Annotated in this window: 11 protein-coding genes and 2 tRNA genes; 5 read left to right on the top strand and 8 right to left on the bottom strand. The window is 64.0% G+C overall.

What is annotated here, in order from left to right:
* Both I2E26_RS05955 and I2E26_RS05950 read left to right on the top strand, forming a co-directional pair.
* Window positions 1–76 (top strand) — tRNA-Ala (locus I2E26_RS05955).
* A gap of 70 nt (window positions 77–146) precedes the next feature.
* Window positions 147–222 (top strand) — tRNA-Ile (locus I2E26_RS05950).
* A gap of 169 nt (window positions 223–391) precedes the next feature.
* Here the strand turns inward: I2E26_RS05950 and I2E26_RS05945 are convergent.
* Window positions 392–592 (bottom strand): hypothetical protein, encoded by a 201-nt coding sequence (locus tag I2E26_RS05945; protein ID WP_195419996.1) that lies wholly within the window; start codon window positions 590–592, stop codon window positions 392–394.
* Window positions 593–640: 48 nt separating this feature from the next.
* Between I2E26_RS05945 and I2E26_RS05940 the strand changes: the two genes are divergently transcribed.
* Complete coding sequence (locus I2E26_RS05940; protein ID WP_195419995.1) at window positions 641–802, top strand: helix-turn-helix transcriptional regulator; 162 nt, start codon at window positions 641–643, stop codon at window positions 800–802.
* Window positions 803–955: 153 nt separating this feature from the next.
* Here I2E26_RS05940 and I2E26_RS05935 read toward each other — a convergent pair whose 3' ends face one another.
* The 7 genes from I2E26_RS05935 to I2E26_RS05905 form a co-directional block, all read right to left on the bottom strand.
* Complete coding sequence (locus tag I2E26_RS05935) at window positions 956–1,135, bottom strand: hypothetical protein (protein ID WP_195419994.1); 180 nt, start codon at window positions 1,133–1,135, stop codon at window positions 956–958.
* 123 nt (window positions 1,136–1,258) lie between these two features.
* The gene (locus tag I2E26_RS05930) at window positions 1,259–1,504 is read right to left on the bottom strand and encodes a hypothetical protein (RefSeq protein WP_195419993.1); all 246 of its coding nucleotides are present in this window, start codon (window positions 1,502–1,504) and stop codon (window positions 1,259–1,261) included.
* 58 nt (window positions 1,505–1,562) lie between these two features.
* Window positions 1,563–1,913, bottom strand: a complete 351-nt coding sequence (locus I2E26_RS05925) for a hypothetical protein (protein WP_195419992.1) — start codon at window positions 1,911–1,913, stop codon at window positions 1,563–1,565.
* A 56-nt stretch (window positions 1,914–1,969) separates the two neighbouring features.
* Window positions 1,970–2,194 carry a hypothetical protein gene (locus I2E26_RS05920; protein ID WP_195419991.1) on the bottom strand — a complete coding sequence of 75 codons (225 nt, stop codon included), beginning with the start codon at window positions 2,192–2,194 and terminating at the stop codon, window positions 1,970–1,972.
* Window positions 2,195–2,268: 74 nt separating this feature from the next.
* Window positions 2,269–2,958, bottom strand: coding sequence for a hypothetical protein (locus I2E26_RS05915; protein ID WP_195419990.1), 690 nt, complete (start codon window positions 2,956–2,958; stop codon window positions 2,269–2,271).
* A gap of 20 nt (window positions 2,959–2,978) precedes the next feature.
* Complete coding sequence (locus I2E26_RS05910; protein WP_195419989.1) at window positions 2,979–3,281, bottom strand: hypothetical protein; 303 nt, start codon at window positions 3,279–3,281, stop codon at window positions 2,979–2,981.
* Between the two features lie 64 nt (window positions 3,282–3,345).
* Window positions 3,346–3,798: a hypothetical protein gene (locus tag I2E26_RS05905; protein ID WP_195419988.1), complete on the bottom strand. Its 453-nt coding sequence runs from the start codon at window positions 3,796–3,798 to the stop codon at window positions 3,346–3,348.
* Between the two features lie 1,408 nt (window positions 3,799–5,206).
* On the opposite strand from I2E26_RS05905, the gene I2E26_RS05900 reads away from it, so the two are divergent.
* Window positions 5,207–5,770, top strand: a complete 564-nt coding sequence (locus tag I2E26_RS05900) for a phage portal protein (protein WP_195419987.1) — start codon at window positions 5,207–5,209, stop codon at window positions 5,768–5,770.
* On the top strand, window positions 5,767–6,642 hold an 876-nt coding region (locus I2E26_RS05895), incomplete at its 3' end, for a hypothetical protein (RefSeq protein WP_195419986.1). The genes I2E26_RS05900 and I2E26_RS05895, both read left to right, overlap by 4 nt.

Below are 6,642 nucleotides of genomic sequence, written 5' to 3'. Positions count from 1 at the left end.
GGGGGCGTAGCTCAGCTGGGAGAGCGCTTGACTGGCAGTCAAGAGGTCAGGGGTTCGATCCCCCTCGTCTCCACCATGAGATTTATGGCCTCCGGGTAACCGGAGGCCTTTTTTCTAAAGAGAGTTGTCGGCGAGTGAATAGCTCCGGGCTCTTGGCGCAACGGTTAGCGCAGGGGACTCATAATCCCTGGGTTCTGGGTTCGAATCCCGGAGGGCCCACCATCGAATCAGCAGGTCAGACCACGTGTCTGACCTTTTTCTTTTTCGCGCCCGATTTACTACGGTGACAAAGGTACCTAACCAGTTGCCCTTTATCCTTGGTTGATACATCGGATTGGCCGTGGACGGCGGTTTTATGCGCACCCGAATCGATTGATTACTAACCGACGGGTCAAGACGGCATGAGGTCGTGGACGGCCTTCGCTGCCTTCTCGGCGGTGGCGGCATCGGGCCGCATGTAGTGCGCGTAATCGGTCTTAAGCTCCGTGTGGCCGCGCAGGCGGCTCACAAGCGTGTCCTGAAGTCCCGCGGCCTGCATCAGGGTCTCGGAGGTGTGGTGGAGCATGTCGGGCGGAATGCGGCGTATCTCCAAGTCCCTGCACGCTTTGTTCCGGCGTTACACGAGCTGATCGCGAGAAAGATGGAGCGGCGCGGCGTGACCGTGGCCGCGCTCGCCGAGATGACGGGCGTGAACGCGCGCACCATCACGGCGCTGCGGAGCGGGAAGAGCGAGGGCAACATGGCAACGTGGCGCGTCATCGCCCGCCGCCTGGGCTGCACCATAGACGAGATCGCGGGTTAAGCGAAATCGCCACGGGAGCGCCCGCGCAAATGCCGTGTGCGGCCCTGAGACGCCGTTTCGCGGCGCGTTCGCCCATGCGCGGCATGGCCACAATGCAGAAGGCCCCGCAACGCCGTTGAAAAGCGCTGCGGGGCCTTTGGTGCGAACACGGAGCTACTGTTGCCGCTCCTCGCGGTGCGCGTACCATTTGACGCGCAGCCATGCGAGGAAGTAGATGAACGCGGCTATCGCCTTGCCTATGAGGACAAGCAGACACGCGATAATCTGGGCAAGGAACGGTAGCAGTATCGATATCCCGATCACGATGGCGGGGAAAACGAAGACCCAGGGCATCTCAAATCCTTTCAAGCGGGCGGCCATCTGGAGGCCGCCGTCGTCGTGCATTGTATAACAGCGGGCGGACGCGCAAAAGGCGGGAGCCGTGCGCCCGCCCGTCGCGTTCGCCGCTGCATGGGGCTATGCCGCCTCCAGCGGGCGCGTCGTCTCCCAGATGGCGTTCGCCCAGGTGCTCCAAAATGGATCGTTGAGGTCTCGCACGAGCTGGTCGGCACCGTACCCGCTGCCGACGAACGTCTTGCGGACGACGAACGCCATGCCGGGCTTGTGCCTGTACCCCCAGGTGCGCGTCTCGCCCTTGAACGTGCATGAGATCGTTTCTCCGTCGGTCGTGAAATGGTAATCGTCCATGTATCGCAGGGTCATCGTAGTCCCCTTTCAAATCGGGCGGGCGCGGGCGAATCGTCCGCGCCCGCGTTCGCGTCTAGAGGCCCATGCAGGCCTTCACGTTCGGCCAGATGTCGCCGACGGCCTCGACGAGCTCGCGCGCGTAATCGAGCCCCGAATCGCCGCCCAGGTCGTCGAGCTCGCGCGCGGCGGCGTAAATGTTCCAGGCGAGTTCGCTGAGCGCGGCGAGAGCTTCGGCGCTGGAGGGAGATTCATCGGCGTCGTCGGCGAACGCGTGCGCCGCCTGGTAAGCGCGGTCGTACCACGATTCGAAAATCGGGCTACCGTCCAGCGTCATGGCGTCGGCCACGACGGCGGCGAAATCTGCCGCCGTGCCGTCGTCGTACATCTCCGGGCATGAGATGGACTTCACGTTGTTTTCGCTCATCTTGCATTCCTCTCAAATCGGGCGCGGGCGGGTCGCCCGCACCGGTTTCCGAACATCTAGCCGCGGACGCGGCCCGCCGCCTTCGCGGCTGCAAATGACTCCAGCGCGGCGCGCCCCTCTTCGGCGGAGCGGGCCAGCTCGATATGCGGCTCCAGCTCCCGCATGCGCTCGGCGCGCGCCGCGTCCCCCAGATGGGCGCAGTGCAGCATGTAGGCCACCAGCGCGGCGAACGCCGCGAGCGCCAGTAGCGCGCGGCGGATGAATCGTGTAAGCTGTCTCACTGCTTGCACCTTTCAAGCGTGCCCGCGTTCCGCGTCCATCGGAACGCGGGCGTTTTCCTATCGGTCGAAATGGTTTAGTAGTAGCTGGTCTCGTTGTTCGGCTTGCCGTCCCAGATATACGCACTTGCAAAGCTCGTCAAGTCAATACGCGGTTTATCTTTCGTGCCCTTGACCTTGTAACGCGCTGATGACTTGTCATCGATAAGCGCGCACCTGTCGATGTAGCTACCCGGCACGGCTTCAACTGTGCGCTGCATCCATCCCGTATCTTCGACCGTGCGGGACGCGATCGGGCGCAGGGTGACGTATTGCCCATGCTTCTCGACCACCTCGAAATAGTCGATGTTCGTTTGCTCGTAGCCCCACGACGTCACGAACACGTCGCCGACGGCCACGGACGCGGCGGCCTCGCGCTCGCGGCGGCGGCGCTCCTCCGACTCCTTGCGGCGGCGCTCCTGCATCGCCGCGTGGCGCTCCGGCTCGAGGACGGCCAGGAGCTCGCGGGTAATGCCGCCCCACGACGCCCGCCAATCCGTCGCGCTCTTGGAGCTCCAGCGGCCCGCGACGCGCTTGCTATAGGTGCCGTCGTCGTTCCGCGTCCATTCGAAATCTCGCACCCATGCCACGCGCTTGAGCTTTCCGCGCGTGGTGCGGACGGTAATGGCGTGCCCCGCGTTTTCCTTGAGCCACGCCACGACGCCGGGCGTAATCTCCTCGAGGCCGTAGGTCCTCGCGCGGTCGATGGTTGCAATTGCGTTGGTCATGGTCTTGTTTCCTCTCCTGATTAGAACTCAAATGAAATGACGCGCTCGGCGGTCTCCACGTCCACGTCCTCGAACGTTTCGCCCGGCCCGATGAGAATCGAAACCCAACCCGCGCCGTTCTCATGTAGCAGCTCCAGGGCCTCCTCCTTGGCCCCGCACACGGCGGCGCGCAGCTCCATGGGCGTGGCGGCCTCGGCGAACTCGTACGCGCCCGCGTCGCACTCGTCCCACTCGTCCGGGTCCCTCGACCCGTTGGCGTCCCACTCGATGACCACGAGGCGTTTGCGCCCGTCCTCGAACGCGCCGTCGGTGAACTCTTGCATCTTCAATCCCTCCTATCGGGCGCGGGCCGCGTGCCCGCGCCGTTCGCTCGTCGCTGTATAGGCCCTACGCCGCCGTGGGGCGCCTGCGCGCCGTCGGCTTGAGGTCCAGCAGGTCCTCGATGTAGTCGGCGTCCTCCGTGCCGTCCAGGAACGCCACGCCCTCGTAGGGCGTGCCCTTGCAGCCCGTGGCCGTGGCGCGGCCGTCGCGGACGTGAAGCGACACGGGCGCGGCCTTGCCCTGCTCGAGCGTCTGCGATAGGAAACGGTCATAGCACGTGACGTTTCCGAGCTGCTCCAGCGCGTGGGTCCACGTCAACGGTTCTCCATCGTTCGTGAACGACGTGGGCACGGCCTTGACGCGGTAGAACAGGCCGCCGTGGTAGTAGACGTTGTGCGGCTTCTTGCGCTTCAGGCCGAAGTAGAACCGCGTCGTCATGGCCTCGACGGGGGCGGTGAGCGTGCCGTCGTCCTGCAGCACGGGCAGGGCGCGGCGGCGCTTGTAGTAGCGTGCGGGCATCGTGGTTACTCCTCTCGGTAGCGGGTACAATGCGTCTATAGCGGGGCGCGTGCATTGGTGTTTAGTTCGCACGCGCCCCGCTATCCGCTATCTAGCGGGTACCGTTATCGTTATGCGCACCTTCCTACCGTCGGGTAGGACGTGCACGAAACGGTACGTGACGCTTACGGGTTCCATCGCTCACCTCCTTTCAGGTGGGCCGCCCGTGCCGCTCGGCGCTAGCGCCTTGCGACGGGTTTGGACGAGATGCGTTTCCGCGAGGAGCTGGGGGCGCGACAGCCAGGATGTTGCTTCCGTGCCGGGTTATCGATTTGATGCTTTTGCGCTTACCGCGCATCACTCAAGATGCTTCCAGGCGATAGGGGACGGTTGCCCCGGTGGGTTGCAAAGACGACGGCGAAAACGGAATAACTTCTGACTCGCTGCTTCAAAGGGGCGGCGCGCGAGTCAATCAAAGAAGTGTCGTAGTTGTCGGATTTCGGCCGCTACTGCGCCGTCGTTAGGCTATTCTTCGGGACCGGGAGGGCGCCGCCAGATGCTGTGGAGGGTGAAAATCAAACAATGCCCGGCAGCTCGTTTAGCATGCCAGCAGCGACAAGGTCGAGGTCCTGGCGCCCCAGGACGGCTATGCGGCAAGATTGTGAAGCACCCTGTCATGCGCTCGATCTCCGGCGATACGCGCGTTGCAAAGCTATAGGCACCTGCGCATCGCGCCAGGAGTTGGGCTGGAAGGCGTAGAACACAGGCTTCGGCATCAATGCAATCTGCTGCATGGCCGATTGCATATATGAGTGACTTAAATGAAGATTTCAACACTCGCCCCCGAGGGTCGTCTGCTTCGAGATCGCCAGACGCGGTTATAGCGAGTTTCTACTGCGTCTCGGATGCCACTATGTGCCCACCGCGCTATTGACGATTTGACGTCACTAATCCCGGAGGGCCTTGACAACGCGTAAGGCTGAATGAAAGGTTTGGGCCAGCGGGGTCGCCGACTTCGGGAAGAGGGTTGCTTAGATGAGAGTCTGCAAGGACAAGGGCTGCTTGATAGGCAGAGACTCGACTTGGATTCGTCAAGAATTTCGCATCTGCAACATTGTTATAGCGTGCCTATAGCCCGGGTGCTCGAGTGCAGGGTGAAACCATGTCATGCGGTTTCACCTGCTGCGGAAGCCATCTCGAAATGCAGCAATGCGGCCTTTCAGGCGCTTGCGACCCCGCAGCATCGTGGGGTGCGCTGCGAGACCTTTGTTTATAACATGCTATCTCTTTGGCCCCCTTTCCTTTTCCATGGCGGCCTCAGCGTGGTAGGCGAAGCAGGTCGCGATATCGCAGAACAACCGTAAGTCGAACAGCACTAATCCGCCGACGACTTGGCCAAGAGCGGTAGCAGTATCGATATCCGATCACGATGGCGGGGAAAACGAACACCCAGGGCAGCATGCAGCCGCACATCGACTACATGCGATCCCTCGCGGCGCGCTTCTCCGGCGAGACCAACGTGCCGCTGAGCGAGCTGGGCGTGGTCTCGGACAACCCGTCGAGCGCGGAGGCGATCTACGCCGCCAAGGAGGCGCTCGTCGTGGAGGCGCAGAACCTCAACGCCGACAACGGCGAGGCCCTCGCGCATGTGGCCCTCATGGCGCTCGCCATCAAGGAGGGCACCACGTACGCCGAGCAGGCGGCGCGGCGCCTGCGGATCTGCCCCAAGTTCCGCAACCCCGCCATGCCGTCGGTGGTCACGCAGGCCGACGCCATGCTCAAGGACGTCCAGGCCGTGCCGTGGCTCGCCGAGAGCGACGTGCTCCTCGAGGAGCTCGGCTTTTCCGACGACCAGATCCAGCGCCTGCGCAGCGACCGCGACCGGGCCACGAGCCGCGCGCTCGTCGCCGCCGCGACCTCCGGCACCGGCATCGACCTCCCGACCGCCAACCCCGCAGCGGCCGCGGGCGCGCTCCTGGACGGGACGCGATGATATCCCGCGAGCAGTTCGACGCCTACAACCGAGCGGTGGCGAACCTGTCAGACGGCGCCCAGCGCGAGATCGAGTCGAGGATCATGTCCTGGCTCCAGACCGACGAGGGGAGGTCGGCGAGCGTCGCGGAGTGCCGCGAGTACGCCAAATCCGTCATGTCCGGCGTGGTGCAGGTCTACGACTCCGCCGCCTCCTCTCTCGCGGCGGAGTGGTACGACAAGCAGGCGGCGGATAGCGGCGCCAGGCTGCCGGCGGCCATCACCGCGGCGACCTACAACCCCGAGAGCGTCGACGAGACGGCGCGCTACCAGGCCAAGAAGCTCGCGGAGGGCGACCCGCGCGGGTTCGCGGAGTACTGCGGCGAGCTCGGCCGCAACGACGTCCTGCGCAGCCTCAACGAGACGATCATGCGCAACGCCGCCAGAGACAGGAAGAAGGGGGTGCGCTTCGCGCGCGTCCCCACCGGCGCGGAGACGTGCACGTACTGCCTGATGCTGGCGAGCCGCGGCGCCGTCTACCACTCGCGGAAGACCGCCGGCGAGTTCCGCCACTTCCATCGCAGGTGCGACTGCAAGGTCGTGCCCGGCTTCGAGGACGACAAGGATGCCGAGCTGGTCGAGGGCGTCAGACCGAAGGAGCTCCGAGAACTGTGGAGGGAGTTCAAGGATATCGACGACCGGGATGGCCTGGCGAATGAGGAGAGGCAGCTATTAAAGAGGTTTGTCGCATCAGGGGGAGAGGTCCCGTTCGTGGCGGCGAAGGGCGTCGGCGCGAAAGCGAGGAACGAGTACGTCGTACACATGCCGGATGGATCGGAGTCGCGGTTCGTTACGGGAAGCGAGATAACCGTTAAGAAGGTGTTCGCTGGGAAC

Source organism: Collinsella sp. D33t1_170424_A12 (assembly GCF_015554865.1).
Classification (GTDB): domain Bacteria; phylum Actinomycetota; class Coriobacteriia; order Coriobacteriales; family Coriobacteriaceae; genus Collinsella.
Note: the sequence above shows the minus strand (reverse complement) of the source record. Positions and strands in the feature narration are given on the sequence as shown.